This is a genomic window from Wolbachia endosymbiont of Dactylopius coccus (genome assembly GCF_977011065.1).
Map to the genome: position 1 here is coordinate 548,522 of NZ_OZ347065.1, position 19,271 is coordinate 567,792.

Sequence of the window (19,271 nt, forward strand, 5' to 3'; positions counted from 1 at the left end):
ATGTATATTGATATAACAATTAATTCTTAAATAAATATAAATAGATGTACTGCAACCTTGTAAATCATGAGCTATAATATTTTCACTTCCGTGTTATCTAATGAATCACCATAAGTCACTGCTTTAAGGAAAAGTTGTTTTCCTGGTTGCACTTCGAAAGATATTATTGAATCATCAAGTAGAACAAATTTTTCACCTGTGGCATCTTTAGTATCTTCTTGTCCTCTGATTAGGTTGCTAAGCTTATATTTATTTTTATCTATTAGTTCAGCACTATGGAATTTCACTATCTCTTTTCCGATTAATGCTGAATTTGAATCGATAATTCCTCGCAGCTTACCAAAACGCAACACTACTGTAATTCCCTCATTTGTTAATTCCATTACATATCCGTAAGTAGACTGCTTATTTGTGCTTGCGATAGGCTTATAATCCTTATCGTTGTACGAAATAAAGAGCGTTGCTCCCTTCCAATTCCTTTCCTCACCAATTAAAGTAAAGCTTGCGATATTACCTTTAACATGCGGTAAATCTATCATTTCTACGATGGTTTTGCTGATATGAGAAGGAGGGTATTCCTTCAGCATAAGAGACCTTGTTGAAGGAAAAGAAAGCTTATATATGGAGCTGTCATAACCAACACCACTTACTTGAATGGACATGCTTTCAAATTTTGTTTTTATAATTCTCACCGTATGCTTTTTCTCACCGTCTAAGATCGCTATCACGTCGCTTGGCGCAAGCCATGCATATTTTATCGGCAGCTTGAAATTATATATATTTCTCTCTTGCCACGAAGAATAAAGTAAAACCTCAGCGATATTTTGCGCCTCCCCCTCCTCCATAATCAGCGGTATTTCAACTGTTATAGTAGTGCCTTGCTTTGGCAACTCAGCGTATTTAACATCAATTGGATAGCCAAAATTGCGGTTAAAGTAAACGATGTTAACTTTATTGTTTAAATCTAATTGACTGATATTAGCAAGTTTTGAATTGTTACTGAAAACCGTTTCACCAATTGGCATTACAGTTGTAACTCCCCTGCCCTTTTGGACAAATTTCAGTTTAGAGCCCTGTTCAACCACATCAAAAAAATAGCAACTTTGCAGCATTTTAATAATTGAACGTACGGGTTGCTGGTCGTTTATCACATACCCAGACAATAACCCTTTGACGCCACCTGTATCAAACTGATCGCTTTTTAAACCTGCTCTTTGTAATAGATCCGATAAAACATCGGAAATATTAAGCTGTGCAAGCTTTCCCTGAATCCAATGTCCTGTCTGCCAATTATGGCAGTCAGTCCACATATCACACAAATTGGGGAAATAAGGAAATGGCCTTGCATCCCACGCCCAGAGAAACATTTTTTCTACCATTTCCGAGCTTTGCCACTTCTTTAGCGTTCCTTCAATTGCAATTTTTTGCGAAAGAAAGCTCACCTCTCCGTTTGAATATCGTGGATATTTGCTCTCTATGCTGCCTTTATCAACAAACACATTTGGCTCATTAGCGCAGCCGTTCATACTGGGAAATCCATACTCAGTAAACCATATTTTTTTCATTTTTGGTTGCCATTTCGTTTTACTACCACCTGGATTTATGTGAGTTTCACTCCACCATTTTGCTATGTTTTTCCACGCATACCTGCTGTCGTTATACTTTACTCTTTCAGGCTCACCCTTTGAGTAATCATAGAAATAATCATACCCCACTCCACTGCTCCAACCACCCATTACATCTTCCGCGGAATAACCAAAAGGAGGCTCTGGCCCATCAGTCAGTGGAAAATAAGCATCTATGCCAACAACGTCGATGTACTGTGAAGACCACAGTTCATCCATATTATACCAACCATCATATGAGTGATATTCGCTCCAATCCGCAGCGTAAGTTACCGTTACTTCTTTTCCAAGCTGAAGTTTTATTCGCTTTGCAAGCTTAACTAGCTCTGCCACTGCAGGGTAATTACCTTTTTCATCTCTGATTTTGGTAAGTTCAACAAATTCAGAACCAATGATAAACCCTTCCACTTTAGTTTGTTTGGCAATGCTTGCATAATGCTCTATAAATTTGTTATATTGATTCTCAAAAAAATCACTTATATCCCCAGGAGTCCCGCTCAATTTTCCTCGCCACTCTTTGTTCTTTGTGTCAAGCAAGGGCATTGGATAGAGCATCACCTTGTAGCCTCTGCTGTGTAGCTCTTCTATATATCTTATTAGCGCTGAATCACTAACTGTGCCACCATATCTTGGGTTTCCACTCGCATCTTTTGAAATTAGCTGAGCATTATCTCTGGTTACACACCCTACTTGCCAATCATCAGGTAATATTGCGGAATCATCTTGAAATTCAACTGCAGGATATATTTTACAATCTTTAATGTTCAGATCATTCACAAACCAATTGACTACTACCGATACCCACTCAACATTTGGTAAATCTCCCTTTAATTGATCCAAAGAAAGCATTGCATCGCTCTTTTTAGTGTGGTTGTTATGATTTACCCTTTGCGCCAGTCCATATGGGATATATTGGTTGCTGCTTATTTTCTCTTGCGCGATTTTCTTCTGTATTTTTGTATCATATACAAACTCACCTGAGCCTGGTATTATATTGATATTCCGAATATTTTTCGCTACTGAAAATTCATTTGACTTTAATGCAGTTTGCACTTCAAATGTAAATACCGGAACATGATTATTATAGTCTGCTAAAGGAAAATTCTTGATAACTATGTAAGATATTCCCCTATAAGCTGGTACATTCTTCTCACCTTCAATTGATGATATGAATGGATCAGGATTTTGGTCTTCTCTGCCGCTGTAAAAAGTATAATCTATTTCATCAAAGCTAAGTGATGTTGTATCTGCCCAGATTCTGTTTAATTTTTCTACTTTTCCCTTGCAGATCGCAATTGCAAGCGTTGCATAGTAATTATACTCAACATTCATACCTCTTCCAATTTTGCTTTTGGTGGTTATCGCCTCTTCTTTTATTGGCTGTGACCAAATAATGTTCCCTGCAATGCGAGCAGTGCCATAGATAATTGGGATCGTTCTGCCGTAGGTTGAGGTTTGAACTTGCAGATTTTTTAGTCTCGCACCATGCGTTACTTTCTGCTCAGCATCAAGGCTAAACATCGCACCATCAAGCTGCGCACCAAGAAGAGCACCGAGTTCTGAGCCGATAATCCGGCCAATTGGCCCAAAAATGCTGCCTGCTTGACCAAAAATTGATGATAAAATTATTGTAGACATGATAATCCTCCTTTTTGATAGATTTTTTTGAAATTGTTGAGAAAAGATCCAAGTGTCAAGCTACTTGGATGACACCTATAACCTTGTCATTCCAGTGCTTCCTCCTTTGTCATCCAAGTAGCTTGACACTTGGATCCAGGAATTTTGATTGGACAACGAGTTGGTAAGTGTAAAGGTAGCTAATCTTATGTTAAAACATAACGTTTTTAATGGGATTGCGTGAAGACTGGATTCCAGTGTCAAGCACTGGAATGACATCCTCTCGAAGTAGCCTCCTTCTCCTGTCATCCCAGTGTCCAGACACTGGTTTCCATCCAAGACGGCAGTGCCTTCCTTCTCCTGTCATCCAAGTAGCTTGACACTTGGATCCAGGAATTTTGATTGGACAACGAGTTGGTAAGTGTAAAGGTAGCTAATCTTATGTTAAAATATAACGTTTTTAATGGGATTGCGTGAAGACTGGATTCCAGTGTCAAGCACTGGAATGACACCATCCTTAGCTTACAATGAATAGTTGAAGTTTTTAATCAAGAAAAGCACATGATGTAGCTATAATCATTGTAAGCAACAATGAAAAAGTGCGGAAGTAGAAATTTGAGTTGACAAAATAAGAAAAAATATGGTATATTAAAAATATTGATACTAACTTAAACTAATTATGCCAGCAGTAGTAAATACACCAGACAACATACAAAGACCGTCAAAATTAAAAAAAGCAAAAGAAATTCTGCTAGCTCCTGTAAGGTGGCTAATCACAGGTTTATTTGTAGTACTTTCTATAATATTTGTTATTTCTCTCCTAGTGTTTTTCTTAATCGCCACGGTATTGAGTAAGCTATATCTTTTTGCAGGAGGCAAAATGCCGGAATGGTTAGAGCAAAGAGCTGAAGCATTTATGGAGGCAGCACGTATCCCACAAACAACGCATGATACTGATGTAAATGATGCAATTAATACTAACGTTCAAAAGCTAAAAGAAAACTATGGCGAGCCTGATGTTGATGATAAGTTTATAGAGGAAATAGAAGGATTTATTGATCAGTTAGAGTGCATAGCAAATGGCACACAAAAAGCTGCAGATAAAGATCAACTTACAGAAGATGAGAAAAAACATGCACTTGAGTGCTTGGAGCGTATGAAAAATAACCCTAGTACACATAGTGGAAGCGGGTTAACATTGAAGCAAGTTTTAAATTTAGCTTGGAAGGCTTGCAACGATCAAACTAGAGCAAATGCTGATTATAATATAGATATTAATACCCGCATATTACAGAGAAAATATCAACTGGTTAAACATTTAGTAGAATCGCAAACAGAATACGGAGTGCGTGGTGGTCGTGGTTCAAGTGCATGTTTTACTGGTACCTTCAACAGTATTGTCTCTTCCTTGTACATTTTTGAAGAGTTTTCCTTCTTGCAAAAAGCAGATAAGAATACTATAAAGCAGGAATTTGAAAATGAGCTGCAAAAAAAGGGAGAAGAACTATTTAATCAGCTTTCCAATGATAAAGAAAGAAAAGAAGTTGCAGAAGCTTTAAGTAATCCTCCTTCTACAAATTTCTTTTCAAGCTATGTAGAGTCATTTAAAAACCACTCTGCACGTGCAGTTTTAGGTGATAAAGAATGCGACAAATTAGTTAAAACTCATCTTAGTAATCTTAAGTACAATAGCACAATATCTTGCTTTACCTAAAGTAATCACTTCACCAGCGGCAAAGTGATACCATGCTGATTCATATATTTTCCTTTCATATCATCATATGATTTCTCACACTCACTTTCGCCGCTTAAAAATACGAATTGGCATGCGCCTTCATTAGCGTAAATTTTTGCAGGAAGTGGAGTGGTGTTTGAGAATTCGAGTGTGACATGACCTTCCCATCCAGGTTCTAAGGGAGTAACGTTTACTATAATTCCACACCTTGCGTAAGTTGATTTACCAACACAAATGACCAGTACATTCCTTGGTATACGAAAATATTCCACTGTGCTTGCAAGTACAAAACTATTTGGTGGAATTATGCATACGTCTGTTTCTTTATCTATAAAACTATTCTCAGAGAAATTTTTAGGGTCCACGATGGCTGAATTAACGTTAGTAAAAATTTTAAATTTATTATCCACTCTTGCGTCGTAACCATAAGATGATAGTCCGAAAGATATAACACCTTTGCTGCTTTTGTGATCCACAAAAGGCTCTATCATTCCAAAATTTTCAGCTTTTTCTCTTATCCATTTATCTGGCATAACTGCCATAATTGCCCCTTAAAGTTGTGTAATACTTACAATAATATAAAATAAAATTTAAATGTAAACTGTAGCTTTTGTCATGCAATTAAAGCTTTTCAGTTTGATCTTTTGTTACAATAATTAGATTTATGTTCTTAACTAAAAATAATGCTTAGAAACTTTCTCCTGATTTTTGTATTCGTATTATTCACGCCGCTATCAAATGCTGATGCTAGGAAATACATCAGAATTGTTGGATCTTCAACCGTTTTTCCTTTTATCTCATTTGTAGCCGAGGAGTTCAATCGTGTATTCTCTTTTAAGACTCCAGTTGTGGAATCGATAGGAAGTGGATCAGGGTTCAAAATGTTTTGCTCAGGAATAGGGGAAGACACGCCAGACATCACCACTTCATCTCGCCCTATGAAGGAAGTAGAAAGAGAACTATGTAAAAGGAATAAAATTAATGAAGTGATAGAGATCATCATTGGCTATGATGGAATTGTCATTGCAAATTCAAATCAAAGCCATAGATTTGATTTCACAAAGAAGGACTTATTTGAAACTTTATCTGCATATTCTCAAGAAAATGATAAATTAGTAAAAAATAATAAGAAGTTTTGGTCTGATGTAAATCAAGCCTTACCAAAAACAGAAATTGAAATTTATGGTCCACATCAAAATACAGGCACATACGAAACTTTGGTTAATTCTATTATGCTTGATCAATATTCATGCATGAACTCGAGAATTTTCAAAGAGAATTACAAAGATCAGGAAGAAAGAAAGAAAGCATGTGGTAATATAAGGGATGACGGAAGGTATATAGAAGTTGGAATTAATGAAAACATAATAATACAAAAATTGAAAAGTAACAAGAACGCCTTAGGGATATTTAGTTTTAGCTTTTTAATGAGAAATCAAGATAAAATACAAGGGAGCACAATTGCAGGAATTGAGCCAACTTATGAAAATATATCATCAGGAAAATATATATTAGCAAGACCTCTATACCTTTACATAAAGAGGGAACACCTGGATACTGTTGATGGATTAAGAGAATTCATAAAAGAAATTATAGATTCGATCGGTATTGAAGGTGGTTACCTATCTAGGCTTGGTCTAATCCCACTTTCAAGTGAAGATATAAAGAAAGCTTCAGCAAAAGTTTATGATGTGTTTTTGTTCTAGCAAGTAGTCAGGTATCCGTTCAGGATAGCGGCAAGACCATAGAGTAAAAGTGAGTTTACAACAAATGGTGTCATCCCAGTGCTTGACACTGGGATCCAGGTTACTATATATGAAAAGTTATTATGTTTATATACTTGCAAGTGAACGAAAAAGAAAGCTTCAGCAAAAGTTTATGATGTGTTTTGTTCTAGCAAGTAGTCAGGTATCCGTTCAGGATAGCGGCAAGACCATAGAGTAAAAGTGAGTTTACAACAAATGGTGTCATCCCAGTGCTTGACACTGGGATCCAGAAAATTTGATTGTGTACTATACAACATTTTCGATCAAAAGCTGGATTCCAGTGTCAAGCACTGGAATGACATCACAGGGGCACTGGAATTTTTGTTTCAATATTTGTACATTAGCCATGCATCTGAACAGATACCGTCACATAGTAAACGATGTCATGCAAGTAGTCCCTTCGGTATCATTCCAGTGCTTGACACACAACTGTACGAACATTGCGATACAAGAGACCAAGAAAGATGTCATCCCAGTGTCAAGCACTGGAATGACACCCTCCTAGTGTACTTCTTGTTGTTGTGTAAACTGTTTTTCTGCACTTGGATCTTCTAAAACCTTAGCAATACCAGCACCCATTAATATAACTGCTGCCAAAACTGCTAAAGCCAGTGCAACTGCAGGATACGCCAACATATAGGCTGCAATAGCACCAGCTGTGCATACGACAGTGGCACCTAGAGCAATCTTCCCTTTGTGTTCACTCCAGAAGGTTGTATCGTTCTTTTCTGGGGTTTTGCTATCAGTAGTTGGTGCAGGGCTTATTTCGCTGCTATTTGCTGGGGTTGTAGTTACACCCTGAGCATCAGTGAAGTTTATATCGTTATTTTCTGGAAGTTGTCCATCAGTAGACAGAGCAATCTCTTCAATTTGACATTCCAATGCATATTCTGCATCGCGTTCTTCTAGTGATATTTTGCCACTTGTTTCATCTGGCACTGTTGGTATAGTGCTTTCTGCTTCACCTGTCTGCTTTAAGTTGTCTATATCAGTGCTTGTAGCTATTTCAGGAGCTGTTTTTTTCTTTTCTTCTGAAGGAGCCTTTAGAATATTTATTATATCTTCCACATTTACTACGTGCCCTTTATGAAGCTCAGCCCACTCTAATAGAGATTCACCATATGGAGGTTTTACATCAACCTTAGCCTTTTTTTCCATTAGAGCTTTGAATGTCTCTAAATCGCCACGTTGAACAGCCTTAGATATTGGAGTCATATTTTCAACTGCTGCTGCGTTAACATCAGCCTTTGCTTCCATTAGAAGATCTACTAGAGCTTTATTAGAAGGTTTATCACATTTCTTTTCAATAGCCATAATCAATGGAGTCCATCCATTTACACCCACTGCATTAACATCAGCCCCTACTTTTATTAGAAAATTTGCCACCTTTAAATCTGCACGGTTTAAAGCAGTCGTTAATAATGTGTGTTTGTGATCAGGAACAGTAGTAAACACATGATCTAAACTAAATTTCCCTTTTTCCCACTCTTTATATACATCTAAATCTGATGGTAATTGACTTTTTATTGCTCCAATTACGTTATCCTGATTCAGACTTTCGTCAGAACTTATGGACTTTAATGCGTTGTATAATGCTGCAAACTGTTCATATTCCATATTTTACCTCTATTTTTTATAATAATCTTAATTATCACACATATTTACAAGTAAGTCAAGTATATTGTTAATAACTTAATAAAGGCCAACAAAATGCTTGACGTTGTTTATGGCTTTGTGTAGCTAGGTCTATGAAAAATCATCAACGTTTACAAAATTTGCGTTCAATTGTATTTATTGTGGGAATATTCCTATTGTTATTTAGCTTAGCAATGCTTATTCCTGCTATTACTAATAAATGTCTCAGCTACGAATGGAAAAATTTTCTCGCTGGATTCATAATTACCTGCACATCTGGCGTAATTTTTATTTTACTCGGTAAATTAAATGGCACGCCGGCAATTTTTGCGATTACTAGTTGCACCTGGATTGCCTTGCCTTTGTTTGCAGCTATTCCTTTCTATTTTGATAATCTGAGCTATGTTGATGCATTATTTGAAACGATATCTGGCATCACAACCACAGGGGCAACTATATTTAATGATATTGAAAAACAATCTCCAGGAATATTGCTGTGGAGAGCAATGCTACATGGCATAGGGGGTTTTGGTGTAATCACTTTAGGAATTGCAGTTTTCCCTATGCTTAAGATTCTCGGCCTAAATAATTTACTTTATTCTGAATATTCAGATGCCACCAAAAGAAAATTGCCGAATACGCGAAGTGTAGTGATTCATGTTACAGCAATATATTATAGCCTAATTTTATTATGTATATTTTCTTATTATCTAGCTGGTATGCCACTGTTTGATGCAATATGTCACGGAATGTCCTCTGTATCAACTGGTGGATTTGCTAACTATAATGATTCTATAGGGCACTACAATAACCCTATGTTAGAAGTCATAACGATCATTTTTATGATTTTGGGTTCTCTGCCTTTTCTTAGCTATTTAAAAATTATAAGACGGTTAGACATTTGCCATGATGAACAGGTTTCTTACTTTGTAAGGGTAGCTATTGTTTCATCTTTATTTGCTTGTTTTTGGTTGTATCAAAATGTTGATTTAGGAGTGTCATTATCATTTAGATGCAGCACATTTACCATCACCTCCTTAATTACGTCAACTGGTTATGCAATCTGTAATCATATAGATTGGAGCTTCATTTCAGTCTTAGCTTTTTTTCTAACCTTTGTTGGTGGATGTAGTGGTTCTTCAAGTGGTGGCATCAAAATCTTTCGTTTGATCATTTTTCTAAAGTCTATAGGAAATCACTTTTGCCTTTTATTGAACCCAGGCGCAGGCGATAGGGTAAAATTCAATGGAAAAATCCTGGAGAATGATGAAGTTCACTCTGTCTTTATATTTTTTGCAATTTTCATGTTAACGTTTACCATTTCATCAATAGTGATGTCTTACTTAAGCAATGCAGACTTTATAACTAGCATCAGCTCAGTCTCTGCAACGCTTACAAACTCTGGCCCGGGATTTAGTAATTTAATAGGTCCTTTGGGTAATTATTCCTCTTTCAGTAATGAAGTAAAATTATTTCTATCGTTTTTAATGCTGCTTGGCAGACTTGAAATATTGCCAATCTATTTTTGTATAGGTAATTTATTCTTATTTAATAGAAAAAAATAGGTATCCGTTCAGCAGAGTGGCAGTAAGGTAGACGAGAAAAGACAACTATAGGAACAAATGGGTGTCATGCCAGTGCGTGACACTGGCATCCAGCTTCTATGCAACCTCATCAAAAACATTCATTTAGTGTAAGATCAGCTACTTTCCATGCTAGTTTACAAGCAAACTTTTCTGGATCCCAGTGTCAAGCACTGGGATGACATCATAGGGGCTACTTGGATGACACCATCTGCCACGCAAATTGCCTGCAAATTGCAATGTTTGTACGGTTGTGGGCGGTATAGCTATAGATAGTATTAGCTATTTAATAAAAAGATCGTAGCTAAACCAAGAAATATAAGAGCTGAGAGAATATCAGTTGTTGCCGATGTTAGGATTGAAGAAGAAACGGCAGGGTCAGATTTTAAGCGATGAAGCATTATAGGAATGAAAGTTCCGATAAACGTTGCAATAATTGACATCATAATCATGGAGACCACAAAAATCATCTCCACTTTGAAGCTGTGAAACCTTATTGCTAACACTACTAATGAAATAGTAGATAAGATCACCCCGTTTATAAGACCTATTAAAAATTCTTTCATCAGTATTCTTTTTGCATTTTGCTCAGTTAGATATTTTGTTGCGATTGCCCGGATGGTTAGCGTTACTGTTTGGGATCCTGCATTTCCGCTCATTGATGCAATTATCGGCATGATTATTGGCAGTACTATAAAACTTTTTATTACATCATCGAAAAAGCCAACTACTATGGAACACATTGTTGCAGCTAAGAGGTTAAACAGTAACCAAGGTAGCCTTTTAATTATAGTTTTATGTATAGGGGCATTTATATCGGCTTTAGAAGATACACCGCTTATTTTTAGTACATCCTCTTCTGTTTCTTGTTGAACAACTTTTATCACATCTTCAATTAAGATCACACCAATAATTTTACCATTCTTATTTACTACCGGAGCCGATAATAGAGAGTAATCTTTAAATATTCTTGCTACTTCCTCTTGGTCTACTCCAGTTTTAATGATCTTTATTTCATGATCCATTATCTCTTTTATTATTGTATCTCCTGAGTGAGATATTACCTTATTTAAATTAACACTGCCTATAGGCTCTAATTTTGAGTTGATAATGAATATCTGGTGAAATCTTTCTGGTATTTTTTTATAGTTGCACACAAATTCTGTCAGTTGATTTATTGTCCAATAATATGGAGCTATAACCATATCTTTATGTATCAGCCTTCCTGCACTTTCTTCTGGGTATGATAGCAACTCCTCTACTAATTTTTGAGTTGCATTGGGTAAGTAGTTAAGTATGTTTTCTATAGACTTTCTATCCAAATCTTTCACTATGGTTACTATATCTTCTACATCAAGGAGCATTAGTAACTTTGCTGTATTTTCTATTCCCAATGTTTCTATGATCTCTCTTTGTAAATCTGGCACTACATGCACTAGGGCATCACTTAACAAATGTTGATCGAGGATATTAACTAATTTCTCCCTGTGATCACTGATTGAAGTAGATAAAAAATAAGCTAACTGAACGCTATCTATCGTTTTTACAATATTACGAACATTTTCTAGCTCCTCGTTATCAAGTGACTCTATTAAGTCATCAATAGCCTTTTTGTCTAGACCATAATGAGAACTTATTTTAATATTCATTGCTTTACCTTATTTTTTAATAAACATATACACTTGATTTCCTTAAACATTAAAGTATAATGAAATTATTTTGAATTAACTATCATATGGTTAAATTTCTATTTTGTTTGCTGTTATTGTTAGTAATAGTAAATATATTAAAATCTAAAGTATAATGAAAACTTATTCAGAAATTTTCGAATACTTTCAAGGCTTAAATAAAAGTATTTCTCTTATCAGGAGGTGTCTTTGACATAGAAAAATTAAAGTTGCGTCTTGAAGAGCTGGATTCCCAAGCGTCAAATGATAGTCTGTGGCAAGACAATCAAAAGGCACAAGAAATTTTAAAAGAACGTTCTAAAATTAAGCATGACATAGAGTCGTTTTCAAAGCTGGAAAGCGATTACAACGATGCCATTAGCTTAATGAAGTCTGCTATTGATGAGAATGATGAAGAATTTTTCTCTGAAGTTGAAAATGAATTAGCTAAGCTAGAGAAATTAATCAAACTTAAAGAGACAGAATCCTTATTTACTGGTGAAGCAGATAACAATAACTGTTTTTTAGAAATCCACTCAGGAGCTGGCGGAACAGAGAGCAATGATTGGGCTGAAATGCTGATGCGCATGTATGTAAGGTGGGCAGAAATTTATCACAACTTTAAAGTTGAAGTTGTAGAAAAATTAGAAGGAGAGTCGGTTGGTATAAAGTCTGCAATGATAAAAATCGTTGGAGAAAAAGCTTACGGGTGGGCAAAAAGTGAAAGTGGAATTCACAGGCTGGTTAGAATATCGCCGTTTGATGCAAATGGTAAACGTCATACCAGTTTTGCAAGTGTAGGAGTAACTCCAGTGATCGAAGATTCAATTGATATTGCTGTGGATGAAAAGGATCTAAAGATCGACACCTACCGAGCTTCTGGAGCAGGCGGTCAGCACGTGAACAAGACTGAAAGTGCGGTACGCATTACCCATATTCCAACTGGTGTTGTAGTTCAATGCCAAAATGGTCGTTCTCAACACAGAAATAAAGATGAGGCGTTAAAATTACTCAAAGGCCGTTTATACCAAATTGAACTGGAAAAGAAAGAACAAAAGATGGCTGAAGAGTATGGTAAAAAATGCGATATAGGCTGGGGCAATCAGATCAGATCGTACGTTATGCATCCATATCAAATGGTGAAGGATTTAAGAACCGGGCATGAAGTGGGCAATATAAATTCTGTTTTTGATGGTAATATAGACTGTTTCATAGTTAGTGTGCTTACTAAGCAAAATTAGGTAGGGTTGACTTTCTTGCCATAATATATGATAATTAAAATATTGTTAAAGTAGGAGTAAAGTTATGACAATGAAATATGATCAGTGGAAAAGAATATTAAGTGCAATCGATAATGAAGCAGATTTAAGCAAAGATAATGTAATTGAGAAGATAAAAGAGAAATTATCACAATATTCAGATGAATATACTCAGTTGAGCGAAACTGGTTTTGATGCGAGTCTCACCTGCTTAAATATAGAGTATACTAGTAGTTGCATAGAACCTGGATTTTTTGGCTTACCACCCATACGTAACCAAGTGGAAATCCATCATAGAACATTATTTATTTTAGCTGCTATTACTGGTCATGTGAAGATAGTAGAAGCTCTAATAGAAAGAGGGATAGACATTAATACAGTAGATAAAGATGGTTTGACTCCTTTACACAAGGCTGCTGGTAATGCTCAGGTGGAAGTGGTTAATGCTCTAATAAAAAAAGGAGCAAATGTTAAAGCGGTAAGTAAAGATGGAATTACACCTTTACATTGTGCTGCTTTGAGTAGCAATAATAAGGAGATAGTAGAAATTCTAGTAAAGGAAGGAGCAGATGTTAACGCATCATTAGATGAATCTATGATCACTCCTCTACATATGGCTGCTAGAGGATATAATGCTAATCAAGAAGTTGTACAGGCTCTAATAGAAAAAGGTGCAAATATTGACGCAGTAGATAAAGATGGTTTGACTCCTTTACACATGGCTGCTTCACGTGACTTCAGTGGAAAGATTGTGAAAACCCTGATAAAGGGGAAGGCGAATATTGATGCGGTAGATAAATGTGGAAGGACTCCCTTACACTTTGCTACAGATTGCTTCAGCAGCACAAATATTGAGATTCTAATAGAAAACGGAGCAGACTACTCATTAAAGAATAAAAATGGTGAAGCCCCAATAGACTTTAATGAACATGTGGCACAGCTTGCAAGGGAAAAAGAGCAAAAACAAGCTGAAAAAAATGCAAGAGAGAAAGGAATTTTTGCAGGCTGTGCAACTGCGGCACTTAGTACTGCTATAGCAGTGACACTTTTTGCAACCGGGACAGTTGCAGTTGAATTGATGTCCGTAATGATAGCAGCAGCTATCATTACAGCAGCGGCACTAGCAGTTGGTGGTATTACATATAGCATATTAAAACCTAGTACTAAAATGGATGAAACGAAAGAAGCGCAAAACGTAAATGGAAATGTGCCAGAAGGTGGCAAGGCGGCAGATTGACACAGTTTATAGTATCAAGTTAAGCTTAAAATATGATTGAATAGTTGTTAATAATAGTGTATAATTATTAATCTTTTCTAAGCACTTTAGCTATGGCTATTTCTAAGTTTCTCGATCCTAAGAACGACTTTGCCTTTCGGCGTATTTTTGGCTCTGTAAATAATAAGGACATTCTTATTCACTTTCTTAATGATATGCTAGGCCTTACTGGTGTTGATCAGATAGAAGATGTTTCTTTTTTAAGTCCCATTCAGGATCCTGATATTGCTTCTCAAAAGCAGAGCATTGTTGATGTTCTCTGTACTGATTCTGCTGGAACCCAGCTAATTATTGAAATGCAAGTTGTTAAAACTACAGGCTTTGAGAAACGCGCTCAATACTATGCTGCTAAAGCTTATTCAAGTCAAGCTCACAAAGGTGATCAATATCAAGATCTTAAAGGAGTTATTTTTATTGCTATCGCCGATTTTATCTTATTTCCTAACAAGCTGGCTTACAAATCTGATCACGTTACTTTTGATAAAATTACCTATGAACATGATCTCAAAGATTTTAGTTTCACTTTCATCGAGCTACCAAAGTTTAATAAGACAAAAGAAGATCAGCTTTCAAATATTGTTGAAAAATGGATTTATTTTTTTAAGTACGCCGATGAAACTAGCGAAGAAGATCTACAGAAAATAATAGGTAGTGATGTTATTATTGGTAGAGCTTATGATGTGTTAAATCAATATAACTGGAGTAAAGAAGAACGTTTTGCTTATGATCAAACTAAGAAACATATTGATGATTATCTTTCTTCTATTCAACAAGGAAAAATTGAGGGAAAAATTGAAGGCATCAAAATTGGTGAAGAGAAAGGTAGGAAAGAAGGTAGAGAAGAAGGAAAAATTGAAGGAAAAATTGAAGTTGCAAAAAAAATGCTAGCCAATAATATTGATGTTAACACTATTGTCAAGTGTACTGGCCTGTCCATTAGTGAGATTGAAGAATTGCAGAATTAAGTGTGAACGGTTACGGTTTCTCGTCTCCACCATGCTGTATAGAAAAAAGTCTGGATTCCAATTTGCATGACAATGTGGAGTATCTGCTTCTGTCATCCCAGTGGGATCTCTTATTCCATGTATCCGTTCAGGATAGCGGCAAGACCATAGGGTAAAAGTGAGTTCACAACAAATGGTGTCATCCCAGTGCTTGACACTGGGATCCAGTCCTTTCGCACAGTTCCATCAAAAACGTTTAAAGGATTAACCGCTTTCGTGTTTATCAACTTAGTGCCCAATCTGGATCCCAGTGTCAAGCACTGGGATGACAAGAAAGGGAGCACTGGAATTTTTGTTCAGTATTTGTACATTAGCCATGCATCTGAACAGATACTATTCCATTTTATCAACAGTTTGTTTTGTAGTATCAAACAATTTTAATCCTATAATCCCGAATGTAACTAAAATAAAGCATATTACTTCGAATAAATTAACTGGTTCATTAAATAGGTAAACTCCAAGTATCGAAGCTCCTATAGCACCTACTCCAGTCCAAATTGCATAGCATACTCCGATAGGTATAGAACGTATAGCGAGCGAAAGTAAATACGTACTAAGAGCCATGGAGAGTATGCTAATTATTGATGGTACGAGATGAGTAAATCCACAACTATGCTTAAGTGTTATGACCCAGAACACTTCAATTAGTGACGATAAGAGTAAATATATCCAATTCATGCATAAATTTTTAGGTTTAAATAGAGAGCTTTAGCCCTATGGTTCCTATTACAATTAAAATGATACATAAAACTTGAGATAAATTAATATTCTCTGTGAAAGCGGTTGCACCAATTATAGTTATTCCAATTGTGCATATTCCAGAGGAAACTGCATAGCATACTCTAATAGGTAGAAAGCATGCTGCAAGAGATAAAAAATAAATGCTAATGATCATAATTACCAATGTTGCAATCGAAGGCACAACCTTAGTAAAACTGTTACTAAACTTTAGCGTTACAGCCCACAGTATCTCTAGGATACTAGACAGCAACAAATATAACCAGCACATTCTCGTAACATTTCAATCTTGTATTGTAACAGAAATTGTTAGTTAAAACTACACTAAAGTGCAATAGATCTCTCTTTCGAAATTGCTTTGAAAGCCAATATATTAAACTTAAAATAACATTCTAAAAAACTTTTCTACGAAATTCAATTCCTGTACGTCATTTGCTGCATAAAGAGGTGTAGTTTGTTGCTCAATACCTGGTATTTCTACAAAAACTTTGCCCACTTCTTGACCTTTTTTAATGGGTGCAGGTATCATATCTTTATATTCAATACGCACCTTAATTTGGTCATGCAATTTGCGGTTGTAAGTTATGGCAACATCGTTTGCAACTGTAATAGGCACTTTTTTATCTTTTCCATAGAGAACATTTACTTCCTCAACTACACTGTCTTTAGCAAATATTTTCTTAGTATTAAAATGATTTAAGGAGTATTGTATCAGTCTTTTTGCTTCTTCTATTCGCTCTTTCTCAGTGTTTAAACCATTTACGACAGCAAAAATTCTCCTATCATTTCGTTTTGCAGATGCTACAATGCCATAACCACCAGCATTCGTATGACCGGTTTTTAAACCGTCAACCCCAATGTCGTGAAAAAGTAGAAGATTTTTATTCTTTTGTGCAATTTCGTTATATGTCAAATATTGTTCAGAAAATAAATCGTAATATTCAGGAAAATCAGTGAAAATCCTTTTTGCCAGCATTACCAAGTCTTTTGCGCTCATAAAATGATCTCCATCTGGCCACCCGCTTGAGTTGACAAAATGACTGTCATTCAGGTTCAAATTTTGTGCAACCTCATTCATTTCAGCCACAAAATTCTCTTCTGATCCTGCAATACCTTCGGCTAGTGTTATGCAGGCATCATTACCTGAGACTATTGTAATTCCTTCGAGTAATTCCCTCACCGTAACGGATTGACCTTCTTTTAAAAACATAGAAGAGCCTTTTCTTTCCCACGCTTTTCTGCTTACTCGAAATTTATCCTCCATATTTATTATTCCAGCTTTTAGATAATCGAAGGCTATATATAAAGTCATTAACTTACTCATTGAAGATGGGGCCATTTTTTCATCGGAATTATGGTCAAAAATGAGCGAGTCCGAAGCTAAATCTAAGACTACTGCTTGCTTTGCTTTGGTTCTAAACTGGTATGAGTATGAAGAAAAAGGAAGTATAAAAACTAATAGCAAAATTACCAATCTGCTTAACATATCTATAATTTTAAATTTATAGTGCACTAATTAATAGTATAATTTTACAGGGGCATTTCAATAGATCTCTTGTATAAAAATTCCTTGACAAACTCCGCCAACCCCCTTATCATAAGGATAGTGAATAATTAGCTATTCTAAGTTTTTTTTGCCTTTTTTTCGTTTGGTAAATTTCTTAATGTTTGTAGCTAATTGCGATTATGAAACAACAAATGGTGTCATCCAAGTAGCTGACACTGGAATCCAGCCTTTACGCAATCTCATCAAGAACACTGCTTTAACATAAGATTAGTTTGCTTGTGAATAAGCAAACTTTCCTGGATCCCAGTGTCAGCTACTTTGATGACACCATTTACTATCTTTAAAAATGAATGTTCTTACAATTGTACGTCATGCGCTTTATTAAATATTTTACTTAAAAATCTAATTTCTTATTATACAAGAGATAAGCAATTCATTGATGATGAAAAATTACAAAAAGGGGCATAGAAAGCGCCTAAGAGAGAAAATTATTTTAGATAATGGACAATCATTACTTGATTATGAAGTTTTAGAGCACATTTTATATTCAGCATATAGTAGAATTGATGTAAAACCGGTGGCAAAGAGTTTGATAGAAAGTTTTGGCAGCTTAAATAAAGTTTTTAATGCTGACCTGGAAGCACTGCAAAATGTTGATGGTGTCAGCAATGCAGCGATATCTGCCATCTTTTGTGTAAAACAAGCCTTTGTTCGTTCTGCAAGAGAAGAAATAAAAAACCTGCCTGTAATCGATAACTGGGAAAAATTGCTTGATTATTTAAGAATAAGTATAGGAAGCCTCAATAAGGAAAATTTTCGCGTCATCTATATGAATAAAAAGTATCGTCTAATAGCGGAAGACCTGCAAAACGTTGGTACAGTAGATCAAACTCCTCTTTATGTCAGAGAGATCATCAAGCGCGCACTTTTGATTGGTTCAACATCCATTGTAATATCTCACAATCATCCAAGCGGAGATACACAACCTTCAAATAGCGATATATCTCTCACTAGACAACTAGGCTCTGTGGACAAAAAATATGAAGAGGGAGAAAAAAAGTGGTAGTTTAACCAAATGAACATAAAAATGGAGAAACTACCGAATGGAATATTATATAAAAGAAAGAAATTGGAAACAAATTTTAGAATTCATAAAAGGCATAAAAGGAATGCATAGTAAAGACGAAAAACGTTTAAGAATATTCATAGAAGCAGTGTGGTATATGGCGCAAAGTGGTTGCCAATGGCAACTTTTGCCGAAAATCTATGGCAATTACAGAAGTATACACAAACGATTTAAGAGATGGTGCGAAAGGGGTATTTGGAAAAATTTATTGGAGTACACAAAACAAGAGCCAGATTTAGAAGCCGTCATAATCGACGGTACGATCATTAGAGCCCATCCATGTTCGGCTGGATATACAAAAGATTCGAAGGATCAAGAGGCTTTAGGGCGAAGTAAAGGTGGCTTTACGACTAAAATTCATGCACTTGTTGATGCATTGGGAAATCCTTTAAAATTTATACTTACTCCTGGCCAGAGGAATGAAATTACACAAGCTGAAGTATTAACAAAAAATGTCTATAACTCCATTGTAGTAGCTGATAAGGGTTATGACAGCAATGCTTTTGTGGTCAGCCTTGAAAACAGGAAATGTGAAATCGTAATTCCATCAAAAAGGAATCGAAAAGTGCAAAGATACTATGATGAGCATATTTATAAAGAACGTCATTTGATTGAGTGCTTTTTCGGTAAAATTAAAAATTTTAGGCGCATTTTTTCCAGATTTGACAAGACCGCAGAGGTTTACATGGGATTTCTAAATTTTGTTGGAGCTCTCATATGGCTTCTCTAAAAT

Annotated in this window: 21 protein-coding genes; 14 read left to right on the top strand and 7 right to left on the bottom strand. The window is 35.7% G+C overall.

Features of this window, described 5'->3' with window-relative positions:
• Positions 1-71: 71 nt before the first annotated feature.
• Positions 72-3,263 carry a glycoside hydrolase/phage tail family protein gene (locus tag ACWHVF_RS03060; protein WP_064125496.1) on the bottom strand — a complete coding sequence of 1,064 codons (3,192 nt, stop codon included), beginning with the start codon at positions 3,261-3,263 and terminating at the stop codon, positions 72-74.
• A 14-nt stretch (positions 3,264-3,277) separates the two neighbouring features.
• On the opposite strand from ACWHVF_RS03060, the gene ACWHVF_RS03065 reads away from it, so the two are divergent.
• From ACWHVF_RS03065 to ACWHVF_RS03075, 3 genes are all read left to right on the top strand, one after another.
• Positions 3,278-3,430, top strand: a complete 153-nt coding sequence (locus ACWHVF_RS03065) for a hypothetical protein (protein WP_156488236.1) — start codon at positions 3,278-3,280, stop codon at positions 3,428-3,430.
• 42 nt (positions 3,431-3,472) lie between these two features.
• On the top strand, positions 3,473-3,622 hold the full coding sequence (locus ACWHVF_RS03070; RefSeq protein WP_447933156.1) for a hypothetical protein: 150 nt from the start codon (positions 3,473-3,475) through the stop codon (positions 3,620-3,622).
• Positions 3,623-3,921: 299 nt separating this feature from the next.
• Positions 3,922-4,956 (top strand): hypothetical protein, encoded by a 1,035-nt coding sequence (locus ACWHVF_RS03075; RefSeq protein ID WP_064125495.1) that lies wholly within the window; start codon positions 3,922-3,924, stop codon positions 4,954-4,956.
• Positions 4,957-4,961: 5 nt separating this feature from the next.
• Here ACWHVF_RS03075 and dcd read toward each other — a convergent pair whose 3' ends face one another.
• On the bottom strand, positions 4,962-5,519 hold the full coding sequence (dcd, locus tag ACWHVF_RS03080) for a dCTP deaminase (protein ID WP_064125494.1): 558 nt from the start codon (positions 5,517-5,519) through the stop codon (positions 4,962-4,964).
• Between the two features lie 141 nt (positions 5,520-5,660).
• On the opposite strand from dcd, the gene ACWHVF_RS03085 reads away from it, so the two are divergent.
• Genes ACWHVF_RS03085 through ACWHVF_RS03095 form a run of 3 tightly spaced genes read left to right on the top strand, consistent with a single transcriptional unit; the run spans position 5,661 to position 7,298 of the window.
• Positions 5,661-6,683, top strand: a complete 1,023-nt coding sequence (locus ACWHVF_RS03085; protein WP_064125493.1) for a substrate-binding domain-containing protein — start codon at positions 5,661-5,663, stop codon at positions 6,681-6,683.
• A 49-nt stretch (positions 6,684-6,732) separates the two neighbouring features.
• Complete coding sequence (locus tag ACWHVF_RS03090; protein WP_447933157.1) at positions 6,733-6,921, top strand: hypothetical protein; 189 nt, start codon at positions 6,733-6,735, stop codon at positions 6,919-6,921.
• A gap of 2 nt (positions 6,922-6,923) precedes the next feature.
• On the top strand, positions 6,924-7,298 hold the full coding sequence (locus ACWHVF_RS03095) for a hypothetical protein (protein WP_447933158.1): 375 nt from the start codon (positions 6,924-6,926) through the stop codon (positions 7,296-7,298).
• On the opposite strand, the gene ACWHVF_RS03100 is transcribed toward ACWHVF_RS03095, so the two are convergent.
• Entirely contained in the window at positions 7,245-8,360 is a 1,116-nt protein-coding gene (locus tag ACWHVF_RS03100; RefSeq protein ID WP_064124967.1) for an ankyrin repeat domain-containing protein, read from the bottom strand. The two genes, ACWHVF_RS03095 and ACWHVF_RS03100, sit on opposite strands and share 54 nt — an antisense overlap.
• Positions 8,361-8,491: 131 nt before the next feature.
• Here ACWHVF_RS03100 and ACWHVF_RS03105 point away from each other — a divergent pair, with 131 nt between their 5' ends.
• On the top strand, positions 8,492-9,943 hold the full coding sequence (locus ACWHVF_RS03105; protein ID WP_064124966.1) for a TrkH family potassium uptake protein: 1,452 nt from the start codon (positions 8,492-8,494) through the stop codon (positions 9,941-9,943).
• Between the two features lie 296 nt (positions 9,944-10,239).
• On the opposite strand, the gene mgtE is transcribed toward ACWHVF_RS03105, so the two are convergent.
• Positions 10,240-11,610 carry a magnesium transporter gene (gene mgtE, locus ACWHVF_RS03110; protein WP_064124965.1) on the bottom strand — a complete coding sequence of 457 codons (1,371 nt, stop codon included), beginning with the start codon at positions 11,608-11,610 and terminating at the stop codon, positions 10,240-10,242.
• 154 nt (positions 11,611-11,764) lie between these two features.
• On the opposite strand from mgtE, the gene prfB reads away from it, so the two are divergent.
• The 4 genes from prfB to ACWHVF_RS03130 all read left to right on the top strand — a co-directional run bounded on the left by prfB (position 11,765) and on the right by ACWHVF_RS03130 (position 15,283).
• A protein-coding gene (gene prfB / locus ACWHVF_RS03115; RefSeq protein ID WP_156488182.1) for a peptide chain release factor 2 occupies positions 11,765-12,869 on the top strand; the annotation gives its coding sequence in 2 pieces (ribosomal slippage) (positions 11,765-11,839 and positions 11,841-12,869; 1,104 coding nt in all).
• A 70-nt stretch (positions 12,870-12,939) separates the two neighbouring features.
• Positions 12,940-14,124: an ankyrin repeat domain-containing protein gene (locus ACWHVF_RS03120; protein WP_064124964.1), complete on the top strand. Its 1,185-nt coding sequence runs from the start codon at positions 12,940-12,942 to the stop codon at positions 14,122-14,124.
• Between the two features lie 92 nt (positions 14,125-14,216).
• The gene (locus ACWHVF_RS03125; protein WP_064124963.1) at positions 14,217-15,128 is read left to right on the top strand and encodes an Rpn family recombination-promoting nuclease/putative transposase; all 912 of its coding nucleotides are present in this window, start codon (positions 14,217-14,219) and stop codon (positions 15,126-15,128) included.
• Positions 15,129-15,130: 2 nt separating this feature from the next.
• The gene (locus ACWHVF_RS03130) at positions 15,131-15,283 is read left to right on the top strand and encodes a hypothetical protein (RefSeq protein ID WP_447933159.1); all 153 of its coding nucleotides are present in this window, start codon (positions 15,131-15,133) and stop codon (positions 15,281-15,283) included.
• A 217-nt stretch (positions 15,284-15,500) separates the two neighbouring features.
• Here the strand turns inward: ACWHVF_RS03130 and ACWHVF_RS03135 are convergent, their stop codons facing one another.
• From ACWHVF_RS03135 to ACWHVF_RS03145, 3 genes are all read right to left on the bottom strand, one after another.
• Complete coding sequence (locus tag ACWHVF_RS03135; protein WP_064124962.1) at positions 15,501-15,845, bottom strand: DMT family transporter; 345 nt, start codon at positions 15,843-15,845, stop codon at positions 15,501-15,503.
• Between the two features lie 16 nt (positions 15,846-15,861).
• Positions 15,862-16,176 carry a DMT family transporter gene (locus tag ACWHVF_RS03140; RefSeq protein WP_064124961.1) on the bottom strand — a complete coding sequence of 105 codons (315 nt, stop codon included), beginning with the start codon at positions 16,174-16,176 and terminating at the stop codon, positions 15,862-15,864.
• 108 nt (positions 16,177-16,284) lie between these two features.
• Complete coding sequence (locus ACWHVF_RS03145) at positions 16,285-17,391, bottom strand: D-alanyl-D-alanine carboxypeptidase family protein (RefSeq protein ID WP_064124960.1); 1,107 nt, start codon at positions 17,389-17,391, stop codon at positions 16,285-16,287.
• Between the two features lie 163 nt (positions 17,392-17,554).
• Between ACWHVF_RS03145 and ACWHVF_RS03150 the strand changes: the two genes are divergently transcribed.
• The 3 genes from ACWHVF_RS03150 (at position 17,555) to ACWHVF_RS03160 (ending at position 19,268) form a co-directional block, all read left to right on the top strand.
• Positions 17,555-17,677, top strand: a complete 123-nt coding sequence (locus tag ACWHVF_RS03150; protein ID WP_447933160.1) for a hypothetical protein — start codon at positions 17,555-17,557, stop codon at positions 17,675-17,677.
• Between the two features lie 177 nt (positions 17,678-17,854).
• Positions 17,855-18,478, top strand: coding sequence for a JAB domain-containing protein (locus ACWHVF_RS03155; protein WP_064124968.1), 624 nt, complete (start codon positions 17,855-17,857; stop codon positions 18,476-18,478).
• Positions 18,479-18,515: 37 nt separating this feature from the next.
• Positions 18,516-19,268, top strand: coding sequence for an IS5 family transposase (locus tag ACWHVF_RS03160; protein ID WP_064085756.1), 753 nt, complete (start codon positions 18,516-18,518; stop codon positions 19,266-19,268).
• Positions 19,269-19,271: the final 3 nt, after the last annotated feature.